The organism is Gordonia sp. J1A, assembly GCF_055393515.1.
Genome location: NZ_AP041607.1, coordinates 3465519 through 3485942, shown reverse-complemented (window position 1 = coordinate 3485942; position 20424 = coordinate 3465519). Strand labels below are relative to the sequence as shown.

Below are 20424 nucleotides of genomic sequence, written 5' to 3'. Positions count from 1 at the left end.
TCCCACAGGCCCGCCGGGCGAGCGGATCGAACGCGGGAACGACTGCGGTCCGGCCGGCAGGGTGTCCGCCCGACCGGCCGGACCGTCTGGCCTACACCGCCTCCGGGACCGCGACGCGCACGGGCGCGCCGGTGGCGGCCACCGCTTCGTCGGCGGTGACCCCGGGCGCCAGTTCCACCAGCTCCAGGCCGTCGTCGGTCACGTCGATCACCGCCAGGTCGGTGATGATGCGATCCACGACGCCGGCGCCGGTGAGCGGCAGGGAGTTCTCGACGAGGATCTTGGGCGAGCCGTCCTTGGCGCAGTGCTCCATGACGACGATCACCCGGCGCGCGCCGTGGACCAGGTCCATGGCCCCGCCCATGCCCTTGACCAGCTTGCCCGGCACCACCCAGTTGCTCAGGTCGCCGCGCTCGCTGACCTGCATGCCGCCCAGGATCGCGACGTCGACCTTGCCAGAGCGGATCATCCCGAAGCTCGTCGCCGAGTCGAAGAAGCTGGCGCCCGGGATCACCGTCACCGTCTCCTTGCCGGCGTTGATCAGGTCCGGGTCCTCGTCGCCGGCGAACGGGTACGGGCCGAGGCCGAGGATGCCGTTCTCGGACTGCATGACGATCTCCACCCCGGGCGCCACATGCCCCGGGACCAGGGTCGGCAGGCCGATGCCGAGGTTCACGTAGTCGCCGTCGGAGAGTTCGGCCGCGGCGCGCGCGGCCATCTGATCGCGGGTCCAGCTCATGCGGAGACCTCCTCCAGCTCGCGGACCGTGCGACGCTCGATGCCCTTGTCGGCCGCCTGGGCCACGGTCAACGGCAGCACGGCGTCGACGTAGATGCCCGGGAGATGGATCTCGTCCGGGTCGAGATCACCGGGATCGAGGATGTTCTCGACCTCGGCGACGGTGTACTTCGCCGCCATCGCACAGAGTGGGTTGAAGTTGCGCGACGCCTTGCGGAACACCAGGTTTCCGTGGCGATCACCCTTCCAGGCCCGCACGAGCGCGACGTCCGGGCGCAGCGCCTCCTCGAGCACGAACGTCCGCGGCGCTCCGTCCCAGACGAACTCCGCCTGTGGTTTCGGGGCCGACGCCACCGCCACCGCGCCGTCGGCGTCGTGCCGCAGCGGCAGGCCGCCGTCGGCCACCTGGGTCCCGACGCCGGTCTGGGTGTAGAAGGCGGCGATGCCCGCCCCGCCGGCACGCAGCCGTTCGGCAAGGGTTCCCTGCGGCGTCAGCTCGATCTCGACCTCGCCGGTGAGGTACTGGCGTTCGAGCTCCTTGTTCTCCCCCACGTACGAGGCGATCAGCCTGCGGATCTGCCGGTTCTCCAGCAGCAGCGAGTTGCCGATGCCCGGGATCCCGCAGTTGTTCGAGACCACGGTGAGGTCGCGAACGCCGGTGCGTGACAACGCCTCCAGCAACACCGCGGGGATGCCGCAGATACCGAAGCCACCGGAGGCCACCATCATCGAGTCCGATACCGCCGACACCGCGGCGTCGGCGGAGGGTGCGGTCTTGTCCATGTGTCCCCCTTCAGGCGAGTCGGGCCAGCTTCTCGAGCACCCGCTCGGGCTGTGCGGAGGCCGGGATGCCGGTGAGCAGCGCGTCACCGGCGGGGATCTCGTCGTCGTCGGACCAGAACCCCTCCGGCAGAAGTGAGATTGTGGTGCCGTCGCTCGTCTCGACCTGGTCGTCGGTGCGCAGGGCGACCACCCAGTCCAGGTGCGAGGCGATGTTGGTGATCGCGCTGTAGTCCGACACCGACTCGGGCTGGGCGATGGGATCGCCGACGCGAGCCCGGGCGTCGAGAATCACCAGTGCCACCGGGAGTTCCGAGAGTTTGCCGAGCCATTCGGCGATGTAGGTCGACGCCGTGTCGGCGCGATCCGGGTCGATCTCGTCCAGCCCGGTACCGGCGACACCGTGCGCACGACCGAGCCAGCGCGCCGGCGACGGGAGCGAGAGGGCCAGCGGACGACGGGCCGCGTCGGCCAGCGTCTTGGCGGTGCGTTGCACACCCGCGACGCCGTCCTCGTCGGCCAGCAGGGTACGGAGCGCATACCCCGTGCGGGAGCGCGCGCCCATCGCGGCGACCAGTTCCGGATCGGCCGCCAGGTGCGCGCCCTGGACCGCGCCGACGTCGAGCCAGGTGGCGTCGGGATCGAGTAGGGCATGGACCTGGCCCTGGTGCCCGGTGAGTGCGGCCAGGTCGGCCCACGGGATCGGCTGCCCCTGGCGGATGACCGCGGTGGCGTAATCGGTGTGATCGATCAGGACCGGACGAGTGCGCCCACTGGCCGGCAAGGCGATCAGAGACTTCAGCGATGACATTGGTTTCTCCAGAATCGGTGTCGACCGGAAGGCCGGGTGCACCCGCGCGGGGTCACGGGTGCACCCGGCCGACCGGATCAGGCCAGTCGTCGGACGTTCTCGCCGTACTTCGACTCGAGCTCGGCGATCCGGGCCTCCAACTGTCCGATCTTGACCTCACGGCGGTCCGGGATCATGATCGGCGGCAGCTCGGCCAGCGGGGCGACCACGCGCTCGGGGCCGTCGATGGTGAAGACCGTGGCGGTCAGCTCCTCGACGTCTCCCCACGAGCCGTAGTAGTGGACGTCGGCCGGCGGCTCGTCCTGGACGAACTCCTTGCAGAACTCGTCGAAGGGCTTGCCGCGCTCCAGGCGCGCCTTGCGGGCGGCATCGCGCTTGGCGTTCGTCGCCTCGACGTCCAGGCGGAAGTTCACCGGGTCGTAGACCACGCCGAAGATGTCCTCGGCCACCTTCTGGGTGATGCGGCCCAGTTCGGCGTCGTGGACCACCGATTCGGGCAGACGCTCCAGCGGATCGCCGTAGCCGCCGCCGGCGCCCTGGCTGATCATGTACAGCTCGCCGTCCTTGGCCAGGTCGAACTGCAGGCCCATGTGGTAGGTCGAGTAGCGACCGTCCTCGAAGGGCTGCTCGTTCATGACCTTCTCGATCGACAGGTCGAACTTCTTCGGGTCCTTGCGGATGTGCTCGTAGACGTTCGTGCCCTTGACCATGCACAGCGGGTATGTGCCGCAACCGTATCCGCCGTACATGCCGTAGATCGAGGAGAACTTGGCGCCGGAGGTGACCGTCATGAAGCCCCACTGCGGGGTGCCCTCGGCGGCGACGATCATCTCGTAGCCCATGCCGCCGGTGAACTTGCCGAAGCCCATGTTGTCACGCACCAGTCGCTTGGAGACCAGCTGCATGAACGGGACCTCTTCCTCCATGACCTCCTGCTCGGCGGTGTCGGCCATCGCGCAGAACAGTGGCGAGACCGCGTCCTCACCGTCGCGGAAAGGCTTTGCGCCACCGGGCATGCCGTTCAGGTCGGCACACAGGTTGCCCACCATGTCGCCGTGCTGGGTGATGCCGCCCCACAGGAAGGTGTTGATCTGGTTGAACCAGTTGGCCACCACGTTGGAGTACTTGTTCGGCGTCGAGAAGCTCATCCGGCTGTAGAGCGCCTGGAAGGCCGAGAACCCGCGGAACGACGCCTGCAGCGACTGGCCCATCGGGGCGTCGTACGACGCGTCGGCCCAGGTCCCCTCGTCGGAGATGATCTCGATGCAGCTCATCGCCGAGGTGCAGCGCGGCAGGTCCGGCCACCAGAACGCCAGGATCGCCTGCATGAACATCGATTTCACCGAACACAGCGGCGAGTTGATGGCCCGGTTGAGGATCTCCGGCCCGGTCCCGCGCAGGTCCACGATCATCTTGTCGCCCTTGATCGTGATCTTGCAGGCGAACTTGATGAGGATGTTCTCCTTCAGCGTCGAGTCCATGAACTGGTCGAAGCGGTAGGTGCCGTCGGGCAATTCGCTGATCCGCCGGCGCACCTCGGCGTCGACGTCCTCGACCGTGACGCGCAGGGCCGCGACGAAGGTGTCGACACCGACCTCGTCGATCACCTTGTCGATGCGCTCCATGATCTTGCGGACCGCGGTGATCTTGACCTTCAGATCGGCCAGCTGCAGCTTGGGGTCGCGCACCGAGTGCTGCAGGAAGGTCAGCAGGTCCCGGCGCAGCTCGCCGCGCTCGACGATCTTGAACGGGCTCATCCGCAGGCCGTCGTCGAACGGGGTCTCCGAACCGGACGGCATGCCGCCGGGCTCGCAGGCGCCGTTCTCACCCTCGTGGATGGTGGCGGCCACCCAGGCGATGATCTCGCCGTCGCGGATGATCGGCATGATCATCGACTGATCGGTGTTGTGCACGTTCCCGAAACGCGCGTCGTTGTGGATGAAGCCGTCACCCTCGTGGACGCCCACCGTGGGCTCGTCCTTCCAGTACTTCATGATGTACCGAATCGGGTGGTGCAGGATCGCGCTGAACGCGATCACGCCGTGGCACGACAGGTAGGAGACGTCGCCGCTCGCGGTGTAGATCGCGGTGGTGAGGTCGCCCCACTTCGCGCCGGGTGCGGCGCCCTGGGCCTCGCACATCTCGTAACCCTCGTCGAGGGCGCCGGCGATGCGCTTGCGGATGCGCTCGACCTCGAGTCGGTCGACGCCGACGGCGATGGCCACCTCTTCGTGGTCGGTACGGGGCGCGATCGCATGGCTGCGCATGATCTCCGGGTCGGGCCCGAGGAACAGCGTGGTCTCGTCCATGAACTTGTCGACCCACTCCTGCTCCTGCGGGGTCAGGACGCGGCTGTCATGGTCGTGAACTGCGGTCATGATGAACTCTTCTCTCGCTTGGAATGGTTTGTGGCTCAGTCCTGCAGGAACCAGACGGCACCCTGGCGGGTGGGCTCGAGGCGCCACTCCGGTTCGACGAGGAACGTGGTGTTCTCGGTGGTGACGATCGCCGGGCCGTGGATGACGTGCTCGTGGGTGAGTGCGCCCTGGTCGTAGACCGGGGTGTCGAGCGCCTTGTCGTGTCCGATGAAGTGGACGTTGCGCCGGGCCACCGGGGTCGGCTCGGTGCGGTCGCCGCCGGCGTAGAGGGAGTCGAAGTTGACCACGTCGCCGTCGACGTAGGACGCCACCCGGATGGTGTTGCACCGGATTCCGGCCTCCGGCGCCGCCGAGGACGCGCCGAAGCGGTGGCTGTAGACGTCGCCGAAGGTCTTGATGATCTCCAGCACGTCACCGACGCCGTTGATGCGGCTGATGCCGTCGAGCGCCACCGCCTGGGTGAGCAGCTGATTGCCGTAACGCATGTCCACCTCGAGGCGGTACTTCACCTCATCGCCGTCGAATCCCTGGCGCACCAGGTCTTCTCGGCCGCGGGCCTCCAGCTCCTCGACCACGGCGTTGAACTCGTCGTACTTGTCGTACAGCGTGCGGGTGGTGGCGTTGTAGAAGGTGACGTGGACGCCACGCTCGTGGAAGTGCAGCTGCTTCATGTTGCCGGCGCCGCAGGCGGAGAACACCGACGAGAAGGGCGGGGCCAGGACCCGGCGGATGCCGGCGTGGCGGGCGATGCCGCATGCGTGCAGCGGGCCGTTGCCGCCGTAGGCGAGCATGGTGAAGTCCTCGGGGAGGTAGCCGCGCACGCGCAGCTCCTTCCCGATCCCGATCGCCATCTGCTCGTCGACGCTGTCCTTGATCACCCGGGCGATGTCGATGACGTCCATGTCCAGCGGATCGCACAGGGTGTCCTCGATCGCCTGGACCGAGCGCTTGGGGTTGAGCTTGATGTACCCGTTGGCGTAGTTCTCGGGGTCGAGGTAGCCGAGCAGCAGATCGGCGTCGGTGACGGTCGGCCGCAGGCCGCCCCGGTCGTAGCACGCCGGCCCCGGGTTCGAGCCCGCCGACTCCGGCCCGATCCTGATCGAGTTGTGGATGCGGTCGTAGCTGGCGATCGACCCGCCGCCGGCACCGAGGGTGTCGAGGTGGACCATCGGCACGCTGACCAGCCACCGATCGATGGTCGGCAGGAAGTCGTAGTGCTTGACGCCGCCCTCCGGCACCAGGCCGATGTCGAAGGAGGTGCCGCCCATGTCGGTGGAGATGACGTGGCCGAGCCCGGTCTCGGCGGAAAGGTGCTCGGCCGCACCGACACCCGCGATCGGACCGGAGTGGATGGTCTGCAGCGCGTCGGTGGAGTTCATCTGCGCCATGCCGCCCGAGTTGTGGATGACCAGCATCGGCTTGTCGTACCCGGAGTCGCGCAGGTTGTTCGACAGCTGCGACAGCGCGTGGAACATGATCTCGTGCAGGAAGCCGTCGATGATGGTCGACGTGGACCGCACGTACTCGCCCTTGCGGCCGGACACCTGATGGCCCAGCAGAACCGGGATGGCGCCGAGCTCGTGGGGCGGGAACTCGTCGAGGATGATCTCCTGGATCGCCAACTCGTGCACGGGATTCTCGGTGGCGTTGACCAGCGAGACGACGATGGCCTCGGCACCCTCGTTGACCAGCTCGCGCACCGTCTTGCGCACGTCCTCCGGGTCGAGCGGCGCGACGATCTTGCCGGCGGAGTTGATGCGCTCCTTGACCGAGCGGATCAGCTGACGGGGCACGATCGGGTCGGGACGCTCGGCGGCCGGCAGGTTCTGCTGCATGGTGTGGTCGAGGCCCTCGCCGTAGCCGCGGCCTCGAGACAGCGGGATGGTGTCCTCGAAGCCGTGGGTGACGATGGCCGCCACCTTCGGTCCCTTGCGCTCGATCAGTGCGTTGGTTCCGAGAGTCGTTGCGTAGCGGACGGAGTCGACCTCGCTGAGCACGGTGTCGCGGTCGAGGCCGGCCCGCTTGCAGGCCAGGTCGAGGGCCTCGTTGAAGCCGAGTGCCAGGTTGTGGTGGGTCGTCAGGGCCTTGGCGTCGACGTAGATGTCGTCCCAGACGAAGAAACAATCGGTGAAGGTACCGCCAATGTCGACGGATATGCGCTTCATGGTGCAGCTCCTATGTGGTGGGTCAGCGGATGTGGCCGATGGCCTTCAGTGCGGCGGTGTACTTCTGGGCGTCCTCGCCGGGTCCGTAGTTGAAGACCTCTTCGGGATCGACGCCGCGTTCCTCCCACTGCTTGCGCAGCGCGGCGACGTCGATGACCATGTCGACGGTCGGCGGATGGCCCGGCGGCAGGTACTCGACCTCGATCTGGGTGCCGCATCCGGGGCAGTAGTACTCCAGGATCCGGCAGTAGGTGGGGTCGGGGCTGAAGGTGTACTCGTAGCGCTCCGGGTCGATGATCGGCTGGTGGATCTCACGCGGATCACGGTCGTACACAAGCGTTCCCGGCTTGTAGTTGTCGTGGGCGGAGCCCATGTCGTGTTCACAGACCCGGCACACCCAGCGTTCGGTGTCCAGATCGATCACGAGGTACTCGGTCATGGGGACTCGCATCTCGAGTCCTCCTCTCAGATGTCGGTGTCTTTCAGGGCGGGGATGTCAGAGGGTGTCGTCGGTGAGGAGCAGGTCTCCGGCGGAGGTGACGCGGAACTGCCAGCCGGGCAGCACGCGGGCGGTGAAGAACGGGCCCTCGACGATGGCCGGCCCATCGCCGGAGTTGCCGGGCGAGAGCTCGTCGAGCACGTGCACCGGCACCTCGTCGACCTGGTCGGCGCCGCTGCGCACCCGGCGGGTCCCGATGCTCGGCGCCGGGGTCGGGGTGACCTCGGTGTCGGCGGTCAGTTCCGGCTGGGACAGTTCGGCGGTGACGGTGAACCGCAGGGTCGCGAGCTGCTCGGGGTAGTCGACCGCGTCGCCGGGGATGTAGGGCCGCCGCTCGGCGATGTTGCCGTCGATCCCCTCGATGATCAGTTCGCTGGAGACCGTGCAATCGGCGAGGGCGTACCCCTCCTGGAACATGTCGCGCTCGGCCCGCTCGACCAGCTCGGCGTGGGTGGCCGCAGCTGCCTCGGTGGTGGCGACGGGGACCGTGACCTCGTAGGTCTTGCCCACGTTCGAGAACGAGATGCCCAGTGCGGAGAACACCGCGGCGGTGCGCGGGATCAGCACCCGCTTGACGCCCGCGACGCGCGCCGCGCCCGCGGCGCTCATCGGGCCGGCCCCGCCGAAGGCGGCGAGGGTGGTGTCGGCGTCGACCAGGTGGGAGAAGGAACCGGCGACGGCTTCGAAGTACGCCTGCTCCATCCGGACGAGGGCTTCTTCGAGGCCGACCCCGAGCGGCTCGGCGATGGTCTCGGTGATGACCGCCTTGGAACGCTCGGCGTCGAGCTTGAAGGTGCCGTCCAGGTAGGTGTCCGCGTCGAGCACGCCCAGCAGGAGGTTGACGTCGGTGATGGTCGCCTGCTTGCCGCCGAAACCGAAACAGGCGGGACCGGGTGCCGCGCCGACCGACTGCGGGCCGACCTGGATCTCGCCGTCGACCACCTGGATCACCGACGAGCCGCCGACGCCCTTGGAGTGGACCTCGCTCATCGGGTAGGAGATCGGCACGCCCTTGATCGAGCCGCGCTCGCGGGTGGCGACCTGCTCGCCCTCGACCACGCCGACGTCGGTGGTGGTGCCGCCGATGTCCATCATCACGACGCGGTTGAGTCCGTAGACCCGGGCCAGGGCAGCGGTGCCCTCGAGGCCGCCGCGCGGACCGGACGAGTAGGTCTTGAGTGCCACGGACTTGGCGACGCGGGAGGAGGCGCCGTCGTTGCGGTAGACCAGCAGCGGGTTGGCGACCTTGAAGTCCTTGAGCCGGCGTTCGGCGCCGTAGAGGAAACGCTCCATGGTCGGGTGCAGGAACGAGTTGATGACGCACGACCAGGTGCGGCGGGCGTCGTCGCGGTCGCCGGCGAGGTCCCAGCTGTAGATCACCGGGATCGACCCCAGCAGCTGGCGGGGGAACTTGCGGAGCAGGACGTTGCGCAGGCGGCGCTCGTCCTCGGGGTTGGCCGCGGTGACGACGACGCGCGCCGCGCCCAGGGTGGTGAGCCGGTTGACCGACTGGACCAGCTCGAATTCGAGGTTCTCGTCCTCGACGTCGACGGTCAGGTAGCGGTCGGCGATCAGGCCGTCCCACAGGTCGTTCTCCGCGTCGGACTTGCGCATCACCGTGTCGAGGTTCGACAGCGTGGTCAGGATGCCGATCATCGGTCCGCGGCGTTCGACCAGGGCGTTGGTGCCCTGGGTCGTCGAGTACCGGATGTGGTCGGTGGCGTGCAGGATCTTCTCGAGGTCGGCCTGCCCGTAGAGGGATTCCGACACCTTCTCGATGCCGCTGAACAGGCACTCGGACAGGTCGTGTGGCGTGGTCAGGGTCTTGGTGAAGGTGAAGCCCTGGCCGTCCCAGACACAGATGTCGGTCAGGGTTCCCCCGTTGTCGATGTTGATGAGTGTGGTCACTGGGGCGCACTCCTTGGTCCGGGAGTTCTCGATGGAACTCGGTTGGTGTGGACCCGGCGTCGTCGTCGGGTTCGGGAAGTGACGCAGACCATTGTGATGCGTGTCTCACACCCTCGACCTGTCCCAAGTTCGGACACTTTCGGGGTTGTGTCCCGCACCACAGGGATGATGGTTTAGTCATCTTCCGAGGAAGTGAGGAGACGAGCGTGCCCAACGCCACGAATCGAATGCTGCGAACCGCCGCGGCCAGGGCAGATTTCCTCGAATCGGGCAGATCAGGCTCAGCGGGCGTACCCGACATCGTGGCCGCCTCGTGGGAGCGCAGCCAGGCTGCCGGCGTCGACCACTCCCAGCCGTGCACCGACTTCAGCGACGAGATCGACAGCGGCTCCCTGCTGATGCGCTGCGCCCGCCCGGTCCTGCGCCAGCTGGGCACCGATGTCGGCGACACCCCGATGGTGATCGCGCTGACCGACAGCCGCGCCCGCGTGATCCAGCGGATCGACACCTCGGGCGCGGTCGGACGCCTCCTGGACCGGGTGAACTTCGCCCCCGGCTTCCGCTACTCGGAGGACTCGATGGGCACCAACGGGGTCGGCACCGTCTTCGAGGCGGGCCAGCCCATCAGCGTCGTCGGACCCGAACACTTCGCCGAGAACCTGCAGACCTTCGCCTGCACCGGCGCCCCGATCATCGACCCGGTGACCCGCCGCATCGAGGGCGTCCTGGACATCTCCACGCTGAGCACGGGCTGGAGCCCGCTGATGCACACCCTGGTCAAGGCGGCCGCCAAGGACATCGCGCGCAACCTGCTCCTGGACCGCAGCCAGTCCCAACAGGCGATCTTCGACACCTACATCCAGATCGACGCCAAGGCCGGACGCCAGGCGGTGCTCGCCTTCGGAGACTCGGTGTTCATGGCCAACGCCGCAGCTCAGGCACTGTTCTCCAGTGCCGAGCAGCAACTGTTGCGCGACCACGCGATCTTCATGATGGGCCGGCGGGACAAGGCCAGCGACACCATCGCCCTGCCCGACGACCGGCTGGTGACCCTGCGGGGAACCCGCATCCTGGTGGGCTCGGAGGTGGCCGGACTGGTGGTGATCGCCGAGATCGCCTCCGCCCCGCGCTTCGGCCTCCCCGGCAACTTCGACGAGCACGTGCTGCCGCAGATCGCCATCGCAGGACATTCGTCGTCGCGCGTGGTCGGGGACCTGACGCGTCAGCAGCACCAGAGCGTCGCGGTGGGCTCGACCCCGGCCTGGGTCAGAGCCTGCGAACAGGTGCGTCAGGTGCTGACCGAGAACCAACCCGCCGTGGTCATCGGCGAGAGCGGCTCGGGCAAGTTCACCCTGGTCGCCGAGATCTTCCACGACGCCTTCCCCGACGCCCGCAGCGTCAGCATCGACGCCTGCCAGATCGTCGACGAGGGTGACACCGACGTGGATCTGGGCACCATGCTCGCCGACCAGGCCGGGCCGACCCTGTTCATCATCCGCAACATCGACCAGGCGAGTACCGAAGGCGCCGAACAGATCTCGAACATCCTCAGGGCGCTGGCCGAGCACGAGGAGCCGACGTGGTGCGTGGCGACGCTGTCGGACTCCTCGCTCGACTCGGACCTGCCGTTCCAGATGCTGCTGTCGCACTTCGAGGTCGCGATCACCGTCCCACCCCTGCGGTTGCGCACCGACGACCTGCCCCAGATCGTGGCCTCGGTCCTCCGGCAGATCGCCCCCGAGCGTCGTGTTCGCCTGAGCCCGGCGGCGATGCGTGTAGTGTCGCGATACTCGTGGCCGCGCAACGTCACCCAGCTGACCGAGGCCCTGCAGCATGCACTGCGCCAGCGCCCGGTGGGCGAGATCCAGGAGCAGGACCTCCCCGGGTACTGCCAGACCACGGTCTCGCACAACCTGACCCCGCTCGAGCAGGCCGAACGCGACGCGATCGTGGCCGCCCTGCGCGAGTTCGACGGCAACCGGGTGGCGGCGGCGGCCCACCTCGGGATGGCCCGTTCCAGCCTCTACCGCAAGCTCCGCACGTACGGGATCACCGCCTGACCCTCCTCCCCTCTGCGACGCGCCAAACAGCCACGTCATCCCGAAATACCCTGGGCGACGGCCCTTCCGGGACCCGTCGTCCAGGCGTCTCGGGAGTGGTCCGCGCTGTCCACGGCCCGAGGCTGTCCCAACTTGGGACACGGCGACCCCGGGACAGGCGGCTACCGTCACAGCCATGGCCGAGACCTTTGCTGCCCTGTGGAACCGAGCGGTCCGCGACCACGGTGCGCGCGAGTTCCTGGTGTTCCGGGATCTCGACGGCACCGTCTCCTCCTGTACCTACGACCGCTTCGACGACGTCGTGGGCCGGGTCGCGGCCACCCTGGCCGAGCGTGGCGTCGATGCCGACGCTCCCGTCCACGTGATGCTGCGCAACTGTCCGGCGTTCATCGCGATCTGGCTGGCCGCCGCTCGGCTCGGCGCCTGGTTCGTCCCGGTCGATCCCGGTTCGACCCCGCGCGACGTCGCCCGTCAGCTGCGCCGCATCCGTCCCGCGGTGACGATCTGCGCCGAGGAGTTCGAGGAGACGGTCGCCGCCGGCGGCGCCGAGCAGGCGATCGCCCTCGCCGAGACCGCCGCCGACCTCCGGGACGGTTCGCCGCTGGTCGGTTCCGACCTGTGGCAGGAACCTGCGAGCGCGGCACCGGACGACCGGCTCGCGGTCATGTTCACCTCCGGCACCACCTCCGAGCCCAAGGGCGTGGTGCTCACCCAGGCGAACTACGCCCACGTCGGACGGACCATGGCCGACCTGGCACAACTCCGCCCGCATCATCGCTGGTACGTGTGCCTGCCGCTGTTCCACGCCAACGCGCAGTACTACTGCTTCGCCTCGGCGATCGCGACCGGCGCGTCGGTGGCCCTCACCGCACGGTTCACCGCGAGTCGCTGGCCGCACGAGGTCGACGAACTGCAGGCCACCCATGCCAGCCTGTTCGCCGCGCCGATCAGGATGATCCTCGCCCGACGCCGCGACGACGCGCCACGGCTGAGCCTGCACCATCTCTGGTTCGCCCAGAACCTGGCCCTGGGCCACTGGTCGGAGATGACGAGGCTGTGCGGTGCCGCCCCGCGGCAGATCTACGGCATGACCGAGACCGTCGCCGTGGTCACCGCCAACGACCCCGATCGTCCCACCCATGACCGGATAGGACCAGAGATCAACGGTCGCGCAATCACTCTGATCGATCCGAACACCGGTCGACCGGCCGCCGACGGGGAGCCGGGCATCCTCACGGTGGCCGGGGTGCGGGGTCGCGACCTGTTCGCCGGTTACCTCGACAATCCCACCGCCGACGCCCGCGCCTTCGTCGACCTCGACGTGCCGACGCCCGACGCCGACCATGTGTGGTTCAGCACGGGTGACCTCGTACGGCGTTGCGACGACGGTCAATTGGCGTTCGTCGGACGCATCGACGACGTGGTCAAGGTGTCTGGCGAGAACGTCTCGCTGACCGAGATCGAGGCCGCACTCGCCGAGGCGCCCGGCGTCCTCGAGGCCGCGGTCCTCGCGATCGACGACCCGATCCGGGACCACGTTCCCGCCGCCTGGATCGTGCCGGCCGACAAGGACGTGCCGCCGTCGCCGGAACAGTTGCGGCAGTGGGCCGAACAGAACCTGCAACCCGCGGCGCGGCCGCGCCGGTGGACCGTCATCGACGAGTTGCCGCGCACCTCGGTGGGCAAGATCCGCCGTTTCCAACTCGCAGCACAGGAGAGAGCATGACCAGCACACGCATCGGCATCACCGGGGTGGGCCACACCCGCTTCGGCAAACTCGTCGACGACGACCTGTCCTCACTGGTGTCTGCGGTCACCACCGAGGCCTTGTCCGACGCGCAGGTCGACGCCGGCGAGGTCGACGAGGTCTTCGTCGCCCAGTTCAACAGCGGCCTCACCGATTTCGCCTTCCCGTCCTCCTTGCCGATGCGAGCCGCACCCAGCCTCTGGGGCAAGCCCATGACCCGGGTCGAGAACGCCTGCGCCTCGGGCACGGCCGCCGTCCACCAGGGCGTCAAGGCCATCCTGTCCGGGACGGCCGACACCGTGCTCGTGGTCGGCGTGGAGAAGATGACGCACGTCGACAACGCCACCGTCGGGCGTGCACTGCTCGGCGCCGACCCGCAGCGCGCCGGGACCGATTTCCCCGGCGGCTTCGTGGGCGTCTTCGCCGAGGTGGCAGATCAGTACGCCCGACGCCATGAGATCGACGACCTCGGCGACGTGCTCGGCCGGATCGCGGCGAAGAATCATGCCAACGGGTGCGCCAACCCCTGGGCACAGGTCCGCAAGGATCTCGGCGTCGAGTTCTGTTCGACCGTCTCCGAGCGCAATCCGGTGGTGGCCGGGCAGCTGCGCCGCACCGACTGCTCGCTCGTCAGCGACGGCGCCGCCGCGCTCGTCCTGCAACGGACCCCGTCGTCGGCACTGGCCTGGGTCGAGGGGTTCGCCCACGCCAACGACCACCTCGACGCCGACCGCCGCGACATCACCGACTTCGCCGCCGGCCGGCTGGCCACCCAGCGCGCCCTGGAGATGGCGAAGCTGTCCCTCACCGACATGTCACTCGCCGAGGTGCACGACTGTTTCACCATCGCCGAGCTCATCGTCTACGAGATGCTCGGCCTGACCGAACCGGGTCAGGGACGCCGCGCGATCGAGGAGGGGTGGACCGCCCGCGACGGCCGGTTGCCGGTCAACGTCTCCGGCGGACTCAAGGCGAAGGGACATCCGGTCGGCGCCACCGGCGTGTCCCAGCACGTGATCGGCGCACTCCAGCTGGCCGGTCGCGCCGGGGACATGCAGCTGCCCGACGCGCACCACGCGCTGGTCCACAACATGGGCGGCCTGGCCGTCGCCAACCACGTCACCGTGCTGGCCGGTTCCTGACCGGGAAGATCGAAGGCCCCTCGGGCCCACACTCCGCTGTGGAACCATCGACACCGTGAAAGCCATCGTCGTCGAAGCCGAGAATCTGTCCCTGCAGGATGTCCCCGACCCGTCGCCGGCCGTCGGCGAGGTGGTCATCGACGTGGTCGCGGCGGGAGTGAATCGCTCTGACCTCCTCCAGCGCGCGGGCAACTATCCGTCACCGCCCGGGGCGTCAGAGATCATGGGCCTCGAGGTGTCCGGCAGGATCTCGGCGGTCGGGGAAGGGGTCTCGGGCTGGCAGGTGGGCGACGAGGTGTGCGCCCTCCTCGCCGGCGGCGGATATGCGGAGAAGGTCGCGGTGCCGGCAGAGCAGATGATGCAGGTGCCGCGCGGGGTCGACCTCGTCTCGGCCGCCGCGCTCCCCGAGGTCGCCTGCACCGTGTCGTCCAACGTCTTCGACACCGCGGGCCTGTCCACCGGGGAGCTGCTGCTGATCCATGGGGGTTCGAGCGGCATCGGCACCCATGCGACGCAGGTCGCGCACGCGATGGGTGCCCGGGTGGCGGTCACGGCCCGCAACCGCGAGAAGCTCGAGCGGTGCCAAGAGTTCGGCGCGGAGATCCTCATCGACTACACGAGCGAGGACTTCGCCGCAGTCATGAAGGAGCACGGCGGCGCCGACGTCATCCTCGACATCATCGGCGCGAGGTACCTGGCCTCGAACATCAAGGCGCTGGCCACCAACGGCCGCCTGGTCATCATCGGCATGCAGGGCGGCGCCAAGGCCGAACTGAACATCGGGCAACTGATGGCCAAGCGCGCGTCGGTCAGCGGCACCACCCTGCGTCCCCGCCCCGCCAGCGGCGGACCGGATTCGAAGGCCGCGGTGGTCACCGAGACCGTGGCACGCACCTGGCCGCTCATCGAGTCGGGCGACATCCGGCCGGTGATCGACTCCACCTTCCCGCTCGCGGAGGTCGATGCGGCGCACGCGCGCCTCGAATCCGGCGACGCCGTCGGCAAAGTGCTTCTGACCATCGCCTGACGGCCGCGGCGGCATCGCCCTTCGGCGTCAGTCCTCGGTCTCGGCGATGCGCGCGCCGAGGTTGCCGAAGAGCGTGCAGAGCTGCTCGAACTCCTCGGGAGTCAGTTGGTCGACGACGAGTCGGCGCACCGCCCGGTCACGCGTGTCGAGGATCGGCTTGAGCGCTTCCATACCCTCGTCGGTGATCTGCACCCACTTCTGACGGGCATCGTCCTCCACCGACTCCGCGCGCACCACGTAGCCGCGCTCCAGAAAGCGGCTGACCTGGCGCGACACCGTGCTGAGACCGATCTGGGTGGCATCGGCGAGATCGCTGATGCGCAGTTGCGGCGCGGACGCGAGAACCTCGAGCAGTCGCCAGTCCGCCGACGTCAGCGGCGCCGCACGGTCGATCTCGCGGAAGAACGCGCGGTACATCATCCAGCCGCCGCTCACGAACTGCTGCCACAGCTTCTGCTGCTCCGGCGTCAACGCAGGCCCATCAGCGCCGCGCTCAGCGAAATCGCCACCTTCCGGTTCCGCCAAGGTCGTGTCCTCCACCCTCATGAGATTCTCGATCGACCGCCACGACGAGTCACGGTCGGCCGATCACGACCCTACCGGCGGGTACGCGGTGGCCAAACTCGACGTCCGCCGAACGGATCAACACCGTATGCGCGATCAGCCGAACGAGCCGAGCACCCTCACCAGCTGGTCTACCTCGTACGGAGTGGAGTACGGAGAGAGCCCCACCGTGACGGCGCCGCCGATCTCGTCGACGCCGATCGCCCCCAGCGCGCGGCTGGGAACCTCTGCCAGTGCGGCGATCCCGTTGTCGCTGAGCCGAACACAGACTTCGGTGGCCGGAACACCCTCGACGACGAAGCTGACCACGGGGACCCGGTGCACATCGGGCCCGATGACCCGCACGTTCGACAGATGGGACAGGGAGTTCACCAGGTAGTACAGCAGACGGTGCACGTACTCGAAGGTCGCGTCCATCGACGCGGTGATGCGTTCGCGGCGAGTGCCCGCAGCTGCTTGATCGAGGCCGGCGAGATACTCGATCGACGCGATCAACCCGGCGAGCAGGACGCCCGGCAGCGGCTCGGGTTCGAGGCGTGCCGCGCCGGCGGCCTTCGGATTCATCGACACGCGGACCAGTGAGCCCAACTGCTCCGGATCGGCGAAGACGAGGGCGGCGACCCGCGGGCCGCCCCACCGCTCGGCGCTGACCAGCACCGCATCGGCGCCGAGCTCGTCCATCGACAGCGGCACATAGGGCGCCGCGGTGGTCGCGTCCACCAGAAGCCGGGCCCGCGCGGCGCGGGCGTGCCCGGCGATAGGACCGATATCGGTGATCGCGCCGTTCACCGACGAGGCGAGAGTGACTGCCACCAGTGAGGTGCGGTCGTCGATGATGTCGGCGAACTGCCAGGTCGGAAGGGTCCCGTCCTCCACGTCGATCTCCGCCCACCGGACCTGAGTCCCGTGGCGTGCCGCTCCGGTCAGCGCCGGCGTCAGAACGGCCTCGTCGTCAGACCGCGAGAGCACGATGTTCCGGTTCAGCCACGCGGACAGGGGCAACGCGTCGGCCAGCGCCGACATCAGCGCAGCTCGAGACGACCCCAGCACCACACCGGCGGGATCGGCGCCGAGCAGATCCGCGACCGCCCGCCGGGCGTTCTCGATCGTCTCCGCCGCTGCGCGAGCCTGGGGGCTACGACTGCCCGCGACCACCGGAAGCGACCGGAATCCGGTCGAGACGGCGGACGCCACCGAATCCGGGATCTGCATCCCGGTCTGCGGATCGAGGTAGATCCAGCCGTCCCCCAACGCGGGAAAGAGCCCCCTGACCGAGGCGATGTCGAACGGCATGCGCACAACGATACTGGCACCGAAAAGGCACAATGGACGCCATGCACCCCGCAATGTTCGGCTCCCCGACACCGGGCGGCCCAGACGACCAGCCCGATTCGGGCTTTCCCCAGCAGCAGTCCATCATCCTCCCCGGCGGACTGCCGTCGAACGAGGAGAGCCGCGCTTCCGCGGACGACGACCAGCCCGGCACCGTCGCGTCGATGGTGGAACAGCCCGCGAAGGTGATGCGGATCGGGACGATGATCAAGCAGTTGCTCGAAGAGGTGCGCGCGGCTCCTCTCGACGACGCCAGCCGCAACCGGCTCGCGGAGATCCACCGCACGTCGATCGCCGAGCTCGCCGACGGGCTGGCGCCGGAACTCCGTGACGAGCTCGACCGGCTGGCCCTGCCCTTCTCGGACGATGTGACCCCGTCTGACGCCGAGCTGCGGATCGCGCAGGCTCAGCTCGTCGGCTGGCTGGAGGGCCTGTTCCACGGCATCCAGACCGCGCTGTTCGCTCAGCAGATGGCCGCCCGCAGCCAACTCGAACAGATGCGCCAGGGCGCGCTGCCTCCGGGAGCTGTGCCACACGACGGGCACAGCACAGGTCAGTACCTCTGAGGCACTTGTATGCTGTGGCCTTGTGTCAGCCGTAGTCAATGACGGCGGAATCCCGCCCGCGCCCCAGGCCTCCGACTCGAAGACGTTCGGTCGTGGCTTCAAGGACCTCGTCGACGGGTTCCGCAACTCCGAGCTGTGGTTGCACCTCGGCTGGACCGACATCAAGCAGCGCTACAAGCGCTCGGTGCTCGGTCCGCTGTGGATCACGGTCGCCACCGGCGTCACCGCCGTCGCGATGGGAATCCTCTACGGCGAGCTGTTCCACCAGGACATCAAGGTCTTCCTGCCGTACGTGACCCTCGGCTTCATCTTCTGGGGCTTCATCGAGACCTCGATCCTCGACGGCTCGGTGGTCTTCTCCACCAATGAAGGACTGATCAAACAGCTCCCCGCGCCCACCAGCGTGCACGTGTACCGGGTGGTGTGGCGCAGCCTCATCATCTTCGCCCACAACATCGTGATCTATCTGATCCTGCTCGCGGTGTTCCCGCAGCCCCTGGGCTGGACGGTCCTGCTCGTCTTCCCGGCGCTGCTGCTGTACGCGCTGAACGCCGTCTGGACGACGATCGTCTTCGGCATCATGTCGACCCGGTTCCGCGACATCGGCCAGCTGCTGACCACCGCCGTCCGGCTCGTCTTCTTCATGACGCCGATCATCTGGTCGGCGCAGTCGCTCAGCAGCACCGGCGCCGACGAGTCGAGCCGGCTGAAGCTGGTGGAGCTGAACCCGATGTACCACTACCTGGAGATCGCGCGCGGCCCGCTGCTCGGCCAGCACGTCGCGCTGTACCACTGGCTGATCGTGATCGGTTGCACAGCCGTCGGCTGGACGGCAGCGATGTTCGTGATGCGCAACTACCGCGCCCGCGTGGCGTACTGGGTCTAGGAGGACCTGTGACAGCCAACACCGACATCCGCGTCGACACCTGGGACGCCTGCGTCGACTTCCCCATCTTCGACGCCAAGACGCGCTCCCTCAAGAAGGCGGTGATCGGCGCCGCCGGCGGCGTGATCGGCGCCAACAATTCCAAGACCGTCGTGGTCGAGGCCCTGCGCGACATCAACCTGCACCTGCAGCACGGCGATCGCGTCGGCCTCGTCGGCCACAACGGCGCGGGAAAGTCGACACTGCTGCGTCTGCTCTCGGGTATCTACGAGCCGACCCGCGGATCGTGCCGCGTCACCGGCCGCGTGGCGCCCGTCTTCGACCTCGGCGTCGGCATGGACCCGGAGATCTCCGGGTACGAGAACATCATCATCCGCGGCATGTTCCTGGGGATGAGCCGCAAGGAGATGCTGAAGAAGACCGACGAGATCGCGGAGTTCTCCGAGCTCGGCGACTACCTCGAGATGCCCCTGCGCACCTACTCCACGGGCATGCGCGTGCGCCTGGCGCTGGGCGTGGTCACCAGCATCGATCCGGAGATCCTCATCCTCGACGAGGGGATCGGCGCGGTGGACGCGGAGTTCATGAAGAAGGCCCGCGTCCGGCTGCAGGCCCTGGTGGAGCGTTCGGGAATCCTGGTCTTCGCCAGCCATTCCAACGAGTTCCTCGCTCAGCTCTGCGACCGCGCGCTGTGGATCGACCACGGTCAGATCCGGATGGACGGCGGCATCGAAGAGGTCGTCGGCGCCTACGAGGGCCCCGACGCCGCGCAGCACGTGCGCAAAGTGCTCGACGAACTCGCCGACGAGCGCGACGGCGCCTCCGGCACCCCGGGTTCGGCGTGAGTGCGCCGACCGCCGAGATGGTCGTCGGCGTCGTCGTCACCCATAAGCGCCGCGAACTGCTCGCCGAATCCCTGAAGGTGCTGGCGGCGCAGGACCGGCCGCTCGACCACCTGATCGTCGTCGACAACGCCGCCGAGCCCGAGGTCGGCGAGCTCGTGGCGAGCCAGCCCGTGCCGACCACCTACCTGCCCTCGCGGCACAACCTCGGCGGTGCCGGCGGCTTCGCCCTCGGCATGCTGCACGCGCTGGCGCTGGGCGCCGACTGGGTCTGGTGCGCCGACGACGACGGCCGGCCGGAGGGCCCGGAGGTGCTCTCGACACTGCTGGACTGCGCTCGCCGCCACCGCCTCGGCCAGGTCTCCCCCGTGGTGGTGAACATCGACGCGCCCGACGACCTCGCCTTCCCGCTGCGCCGCGGTCTGGTGTGGCGGCGCAAGCGGTCGGAACTCTTCACCGATACCGAGACACCCGGTCACGACGATCTGCTGCCGGGCATCGCGTCACTGATGAACGGTGCGCTGTTCTCCGCGGACACCCTCGACGCGATCGGCGTCCCCGACCTCCGGCTGTTCTTCCGCGGCGACGAGGTGGAGATTCATCGACGCCTGGCACGTTCGGGGATCGGCTTCGGCACCTGTCTGACCACCGCCTATCTGCACCCCGACGGCAGCGACGAGTTCCGGCCGATCCTCGGAGGCCGGATGCACACGCAGTACCCCGACAACGAGGTGAAGCGGTTCTTCACCTACCGCAATCGCGGTTATCTGATGAGCCAGCCCGGCATGCGGAAGCTGCTTCCGCAGGAGTATGCGCGATTCGCGTGGTACTTCCTCGTGCAGCAGCGCGATCCGGCGGGGTTCCGCGAGTGGATGCGGCTGCGCCGCCTCGGTCGCGCGGAGCGGTTCGGCCGCCCCTGAGCCACGTGCGGAGGCGGATGGGCGGACCCGGTCGCCGGAGATCCGGAAACCTCGTCCCG

The 20424-nt window shown here is 68.4% G+C and carries 17 protein-coding genes; 8 read left to right on the top strand and 9 right to left on the bottom strand.

Translation table 11 applies throughout. From position 1 onward, the window contains the following. Positions 1-91: 91 nt before the first annotated feature. The 7 genes from ACZ5QD_RS16160 to ACZ5QD_RS16130 form a co-directional block, all read right to left on the bottom strand. Positions 92-739, bottom strand: a complete 648-nt coding sequence (locus ACZ5QD_RS16160; protein WP_045538152.1) for a 3-oxoacid CoA-transferase subunit B — start codon at positions 737-739, stop codon at positions 92-94. Beyond that, entirely contained in the window at positions 736-1521 is a 786-nt protein-coding gene (locus ACZ5QD_RS16155) for a CoA transferase subunit A (protein ID WP_045538153.1), read from the bottom strand. Before ACZ5QD_RS16155 ends, ACZ5QD_RS16160 begins: the two co-directional genes overlap by 4 nt. Before the next feature lie 10 nt (positions 1522-1531). Further along, positions 1532-2329 carry a hypothetical protein gene (locus ACZ5QD_RS16150; RefSeq protein WP_045538154.1) on the bottom strand — a complete coding sequence of 266 codons (798 nt, stop codon included), beginning with the start codon at positions 2327-2329 and terminating at the stop codon, positions 1532-1534. 77 nt (positions 2330-2406) lie between these two features. Next, entirely contained in the window at positions 2407-4707 is a 2301-nt protein-coding gene (locus ACZ5QD_RS16145) for a hydantoinase B/oxoprolinase family protein (RefSeq protein ID WP_045538155.1), read from the bottom strand. 35 nt (positions 4708-4742) lie between these two features. Then, positions 4743-6872, bottom strand: coding sequence for a hydantoinase/oxoprolinase family protein (locus ACZ5QD_RS16140; protein WP_045538156.1), 2130 nt, complete (start codon positions 6870-6872; stop codon positions 4743-4745). Between the two features lie 22 nt (positions 6873-6894). Next, positions 6895-7323 (bottom strand): acetone carboxylase subunit gamma, encoded by a 429-nt coding sequence (locus ACZ5QD_RS16135; RefSeq protein WP_006900985.1) that lies wholly within the window; start codon positions 7321-7323, stop codon positions 6895-6897. Between the two features lie 45 nt (positions 7324-7368). Further along, positions 7369-9279 carry a hydantoinase/oxoprolinase family protein gene (locus ACZ5QD_RS16130; protein WP_464366940.1) on the bottom strand — a complete coding sequence of 637 codons (1911 nt, stop codon included), beginning with the start codon at positions 9277-9279 and terminating at the stop codon, positions 7369-7371. A 206-nt stretch (positions 9280-9485) separates the two neighbouring features. Between ACZ5QD_RS16130 and ACZ5QD_RS16125 the strand changes: the two genes are divergently transcribed. The 4 genes from ACZ5QD_RS16125 (at position 9486) to ACZ5QD_RS16110 (ending at position 15255) form a co-directional block, all read left to right on the top strand. After that, entirely contained in the window at positions 9486-11339 is a 1854-nt protein-coding gene (locus tag ACZ5QD_RS16125; protein ID WP_464366939.1) for a sigma-54-dependent Fis family transcriptional regulator, read from the top strand. Positions 11340-11514: 175 nt separating this feature from the next. Continuing rightward, complete coding sequence (locus ACZ5QD_RS16120) at positions 11515-13065, top strand: class I adenylate-forming enzyme family protein (protein WP_464366938.1); 1551 nt, start codon at positions 11515-11517, stop codon at positions 13063-13065. Then, complete coding sequence (locus ACZ5QD_RS16115) at positions 13062-14228, top strand: thiolase domain-containing protein (RefSeq protein ID WP_045538160.1); 1167 nt, start codon at positions 13062-13064, stop codon at positions 14226-14228. The genes ACZ5QD_RS16120 and ACZ5QD_RS16115 overlap by 4 nt, the downstream gene beginning before the upstream one ends. 55 nt (positions 14229-14283) lie before the next feature. Then, positions 14284-15255, top strand: a complete 972-nt coding sequence (locus tag ACZ5QD_RS16110; RefSeq protein ID WP_464366937.1) for an NAD(P)H-quinone oxidoreductase — start codon at positions 14284-14286, stop codon at positions 15253-15255. A gap of 27 nt (positions 15256-15282) precedes the next feature. Here the strand turns inward: ACZ5QD_RS16110 and ACZ5QD_RS16105 are convergent, their stop codons facing one another. Next, the gene (locus ACZ5QD_RS16105; protein ID WP_231875775.1) at positions 15283-15780 is read right to left on the bottom strand and encodes a MarR family winged helix-turn-helix transcriptional regulator; all 498 of its coding nucleotides are present in this window, start codon (positions 15778-15780) and stop codon (positions 15283-15285) included. A 135-nt stretch (positions 15781-15915) separates the two neighbouring features. Continuing rightward, the gene (locus ACZ5QD_RS16100) at positions 15916-17112 is read right to left on the bottom strand and encodes an aminotransferase class V-fold PLP-dependent enzyme (protein ID WP_464366936.1); all 1197 of its coding nucleotides are present in this window, start codon (positions 17110-17112) and stop codon (positions 15916-15918) included. Between the two features lie 32 nt (positions 17113-17144). Here ACZ5QD_RS16100 and ACZ5QD_RS16095 point away from each other — a divergent pair, with 32 nt between their 5' ends. The 4 genes from ACZ5QD_RS16095 to glfT1 are packed head-to-tail and all read left to right on the top strand — an operon-like array spanning position 17145 to position 20365. Then, positions 17145-17717, top strand: coding sequence for a bacterial proteasome activator family protein (locus ACZ5QD_RS16095; RefSeq protein ID WP_411815724.1), 573 nt, complete (start codon positions 17145-17147; stop codon positions 17715-17717). A 22-nt stretch (positions 17718-17739) separates the two neighbouring features. Next, positions 17740-18603 carry a galactan export ABC transporter permease subunit Wzm/RfbD gene (wzm, locus tag ACZ5QD_RS16090; protein ID WP_006897094.1) on the top strand — a complete coding sequence of 288 codons (864 nt, stop codon included), beginning with the start codon at positions 17740-17742 and terminating at the stop codon, positions 18601-18603. 8 nt (positions 18604-18611) lie between these two features. Next, positions 18612-19448, top strand: a complete 837-nt coding sequence (gene wzt / locus ACZ5QD_RS16085) for a galactan export ABC transporter ATP-binding subunit Wzt/RfbE (protein WP_006897095.1) — start codon at positions 18612-18614, stop codon at positions 19446-19448. 17 nt (positions 19449-19465) lie between these two features. Further along, positions 19466-20365 (top strand): galactofuranosyltransferase GlfT1, encoded by a 900-nt coding sequence (glfT1, locus tag ACZ5QD_RS16080; protein WP_346077423.1) that lies wholly within the window; start codon positions 19466-19468, stop codon positions 20363-20365. The last annotated feature ends 59 nt before the right edge of the window (positions 20366-20424 follow it).

What these genes read in the sequence shown, in the direction of transcription:
- ACZ5QD_RS16160 (WP_045538152.1), bottom strand. Translation starts at nt 739, where the DNA reads ATGAGCTGGACCCGCGATCAGATGGCCGCGCGCGCCGCGGCCGAACTC.
- ACZ5QD_RS16155 (WP_045538153.1), bottom strand. Translation starts at nt 1,521, where the DNA reads ATGGACAAGACCGCACCCTCCGCCGACGCCGCGGTGTCGGCGGTATCG.
- ACZ5QD_RS16150 (WP_045538154.1), bottom strand. Translation starts at nt 2,329, where the DNA reads ATGTCATCGCTGAAGTCTCTGATCGCCTTGCCGGCCAGTGGGCGCACT.
- ACZ5QD_RS16145 (WP_045538155.1), bottom strand. Translation starts at nt 4,707, where the DNA reads ATGACCGCAGTTCACGACCATGACAGCCGCGTCCTGACCCCGCAGGAG.
- ACZ5QD_RS16140 (WP_045538156.1), bottom strand. Translation starts at nt 6,872, where the DNA reads ATGAAGCGCATATCCGTCGACATTGGCGGTACCTTCACCGATTGTTTC.
- ACZ5QD_RS16135 (WP_006900985.1), bottom strand. Translation starts at nt 7,323, where the DNA reads ATGCGAGTCCCCATGACCGAGTACCTCGTGATCGATCTGGACACCGAA.
- ACZ5QD_RS16120 (WP_464366938.1), top strand. Translation starts at nt 11,515, where the DNA reads ATGGCCGAGACCTTTGCTGCCCTGTGGAACCGAGCGGTCCGCGACCAC.
- ACZ5QD_RS16115 (WP_045538160.1), top strand. Translation starts at nt 13,062, where the DNA reads ATGACCAGCACACGCATCGGCATCACCGGGGTGGGCCACACCCGCTTC.
- ACZ5QD_RS16100 (WP_464366936.1), bottom strand. Translation starts at nt 17,112, where the DNA reads ATGCCGTTCGACATCGCCTCGGTCAGGGGGCTCTTTCCCGCGTTGGGG.
- ACZ5QD_RS16095 (WP_411815724.1), top strand. Translation starts at nt 17,145, where the DNA reads ATGGACGCCATGCACCCCGCAATGTTCGGCTCCCCGACACCGGGCGGC.
- glfT1 (WP_346077423.1), top strand. Translation starts at nt 19,466, where the DNA reads ATGGTCGTCGGCGTCGTCGTCACCCATAAGCGCCGCGAACTGCTCGCC.